The sequence below is a fragment of the Planctopirus hydrillae genome (assembly GCF_001707835.1).
GTDB classification, from domain to species: domain Bacteria; phylum Planctomycetota; class Planctomycetia; order Planctomycetales; family Planctomycetaceae; genus Planctopirus; species Planctopirus hydrillae.
Window position 1 is genome coordinate 1 of the sequence record NZ_LYDR01000155.1, and the last position, 339, is coordinate 339.

Consider the following 339-nt stretch of genomic DNA (forward strand, 5'->3'; position numbering starts at 1 on the left):
AAGAGATTTTCATCTCCAGCGTTATGATGCTGTTCTGTATCGGCATCGCGCTGATCTTCGGCTGGCGCCTGATGCGCGACGTCACCGGGCCGATCCGCAATATGGTGAATACCGTCGATCGTATTCGTCGCGGCCAGCTCGACAGTCGCGTCGAAGGGTTTATGCTCGGCGAACTGGATATGCTGAAAAACGGCATCAACTCCATGGCCATGTCGCTGGCGGCCTACCACGAAGAGATGCAGCACAATATCGATCAGGCGACCTCCGATCTGCGCGAAACCCTCGAGCAGATGGAGATTCAGAACGTTGAGCTGGATCTGGCGAAGAAGCGCGCCCAGG

1 protein-coding gene is annotated in these 339 nt (G+C 56.6%); it reads left to right on the plus strand.

The genetic code is table 11. The annotated features are described in order from the left end of the window. Window positions 1–339, plus strand: a 339-nt coding sequence (locus tag A6X21_RS21700) for a HAMP domain-containing protein (protein WP_131818489.1), incomplete at both ends; no start/stop codon positions are given.